This window comes from Microseira wollei NIES-4236 (genome assembly GCF_020521235.1).
Classification (GTDB): Bacteria; Cyanobacteriota; Cyanobacteriia; order Cyanobacteriales; family Aerosakkonemataceae; genus Microseira; species Microseira wollei.
In genome coordinates, this window is record NZ_BLAY01000407.1 from 1 (window position 1) to 2,088 (window position 2,088).

Annotated in this window: 6 protein-coding genes; all 6 read left to right on the forward strand. The window is 46.9% G+C overall.

What is annotated here, in order from left to right; translation table 11 throughout:
* The first annotated feature begins 109 nt into the window (after positions 1–109).
* The 6 genes from MiSe_RS48780 (at position 110) to MiSe_RS48805 (ending at position 1,927) form a co-directional block, all read left to right on the forward strand.
* Positions 110–349: a formylglycine-generating enzyme family protein gene (locus MiSe_RS48780; protein ID WP_226594721.1), complete on the forward strand. Its 240-nt coding sequence runs from the start codon at positions 110–112 to the stop codon at positions 347–349.
* 240 nt (positions 350–589) lie between these two features.
* Positions 590–727 (forward strand): hypothetical protein, encoded by a 138-nt coding sequence (locus tag MiSe_RS48785; RefSeq protein WP_226594714.1) that lies wholly within the window; start codon positions 590–592, stop codon positions 725–727.
* 99 nt (positions 728–826) lie between these two features.
* A complete protein-coding gene (locus MiSe_RS48790; RefSeq protein WP_226594716.1) occupies positions 827–964 on the forward strand; it encodes a hypothetical protein in 138 nt (45 codons plus the stop codon).
* A gap of 273 nt (positions 965–1,237) precedes the next feature.
* Complete coding sequence (locus MiSe_RS48795; RefSeq protein ID WP_226594718.1) at positions 1,238–1,384, forward strand: hypothetical protein; 147 nt, start codon at positions 1,238–1,240, stop codon at positions 1,382–1,384.
* 161 nt (positions 1,385–1,545) lie between these two features.
* Positions 1,546–1,683 carry a hypothetical protein gene (locus MiSe_RS48800; RefSeq protein ID WP_226594720.1) on the forward strand — a complete coding sequence of 46 codons (138 nt, stop codon included), beginning with the start codon at positions 1,546–1,548 and terminating at the stop codon, positions 1,681–1,683.
* Positions 1,684–1,789: 106 nt separating this feature from the next.
* A complete protein-coding gene (locus MiSe_RS48805; protein WP_226594720.1) occupies positions 1,790–1,927 on the forward strand; it encodes a hypothetical protein in 138 nt (45 codons plus the stop codon).
* Positions 1,928–2,088 lie beyond the last annotated feature (161 nt).

The following is a 2,088-nucleotide window of genomic DNA, read 5'->3' on the forward strand; positions in this document are numbered from 1 at the left end:
TAACCTGTTTTGAATCGCACCCATGACAAGGGTGGAATTATTGAGGAGCCGGATGAGGTGAAAGTCTCACGTCCGGTTTTGAAGGAGAGGTAAGAGTGGTAACGCTCCTATCGACTCTAACTGGTGTGCCGATGATTGGCACGATAATTATGAAGGGGCGCCCACAGATGGTAGTGCTTGGGGAATAAAAATAAATAATAATGATAATCATTACCATGTGCGGCGCGGTGGTTCGTGGTACAACTATCTGAGGCGCTGCCGTTCGGCGTTTCGTAACAGGTACGATTTGGACGTCAGGTGGTACAGCATCGGTTTTCGGGTTGTTTGCTCCTCGGCGTGGACTCAATAGCCCTCTACCCTCTTGCAATTTTGCCCTTTTCCCTCTATTATTTAATCTTTCGCGCGCAGCGCGAGCCAAAATTTTTTTTAGGGGTGGCTATGCAAGATCTGCCGATTATCCAGAAAACCTACGACTTAATTAAATGGTACGACGCAAATAAACCCGGTTTCTAACTTCATCGTGGGTAAATCCTGCGATCTTGTAGGGGCACGGCCAGGATAAATTTTGATTTTACCCAAAGATTGTAGAATGCCGTGCCCCGTAAGCTGGAAATTGATTGAGGGAATGGGGCGGCACCCAGAAGGAAAGGTGAAGGACATCAGGAATATCGGTAATTTCTTTCCCATGTTAATTACCTGCATTTGTTTTTCAATTCGCCGCGCCTGACGTTGCAGATACCACCGGATATGATATTACACAAACAAATCGTTCGATCTTGTAGGGGCACGGCGGCGATAACTTTTGATTTTACCCAAAGATTGTATATTGCCGTGCCCCTACAACCGAAAATTGATTGAGGGAATGGGGCGGCACCCAGAGGGAAAGGTGAAGGACATCAGGAATATCGGTAATTTCTTCCCCATCTTCATTCCCCGCGTCTGTTGTTCAATTCGCCGCGCCTGATGTTGCCGATGCCACGGGATATGATATTACGCAAAAAAATCGTCGCTTTGTCAGCTAGATATCTATGCAGAAACCCGGTTTTTGGCTTCATTTTGGGTAAATCCTGCGATCTTGTAGGGGCACGGCGTCGATAAATTTTGATTTTACCCAAAGATTGTAGAATGTTCGCTACAGCTATGCAGAAACCCGGTTTTTGGCTTCATTTTGGGTAAATTCTGCGATCTTGTAGGGGCACGGCAGGGATAAATTTTGATTTTACCCAAAGATTGTAGAATGCCGTGCCCCTACAACCGGAAATTGATTGAGGGAATGGGGCGGCGCCCCGAGGGAAAGATGATGAAGGTGATGGAGGTGAGGAAGATCGGTAATTTCTTCCCCATCTTAATTACCTGCATCTGTTTTTCAATTCGCCGCGCCTGACGTTGCCGATGCCACCGGATATGATATTACGCAAAAAAATCGTCGCTTTGTCAGCTAGATATCTATGCAGAAACCCGGTTTTTGGCTTCATTTTGGGTAAATCCTGCGATCTTGTAGGGGCACGGCGTCGATAAATTTTGATTTTACCCAAAGATTGTAGAATGCCGTGCCCCGTAAGCTGGAAATTGATTGAGGGAATGGGGCGGCACCCAGAAGGAAAGGTGAAGGACATCAGGAATATCGGTAATTTCTTCCCCATCTTCATTCCCCGCGTCTGTTGTTCAATTCGCCGCGCCTGACCTTGCCCATGCCACCGGATATGAGATTACGCCAAGAAATCGGTTTTCTGCATAGGTTGTAGGGGCACGGCCAGGATAAATTTTGATTTTACCCAAAGATTGTAAAATGCCGTGCCCCGTAAGCTGGAAATTGATTGAGGGAATGGGGCGGCACCCAGAAGGAAAGGTGAAGGACATCAGGAATATCGGTAATTTCTTCCCCATCTTCATTCCCCGCGTCTGTTGTTCAATTCGCCGCGCCTGACCTTGCCCATGCCACCGGATATGAGATTACGCCAAGAAATCGGTTTTCTGCATAGTAGAAACTTTGGTGATAGGTTCATCGTGGGTAAATCCTGCGATCTTGTAGTAGCACGGCCAGGATAAATTTTGATTTTACCCAAAGATTGTAAAATGCCGTGCCCC

Bases quoted from the DNA above. Each gene is read 5' to 3' on its own strand.
- MiSe_RS48785 (WP_226594714.1), top strand. From the start codon at position 590: ATGCCGTGCCCCGTAAGCTGGAAATTGATTGAGGGAATGGGGCGGCAC.
- MiSe_RS48795 (WP_226594718.1), top strand. From the start codon at position 1,238: ATGCCGTGCCCCTACAACCGGAAATTGATTGAGGGAATGGGGCGGCGC.
- MiSe_RS48800 (WP_226594720.1), top strand. From the start codon at position 1,546: ATGCCGTGCCCCGTAAGCTGGAAATTGATTGAGGGAATGGGGCGGCAC.
- MiSe_RS48805 (WP_226594720.1), top strand. From the start codon at position 1,790: ATGCCGTGCCCCGTAAGCTGGAAATTGATTGAGGGAATGGGGCGGCAC.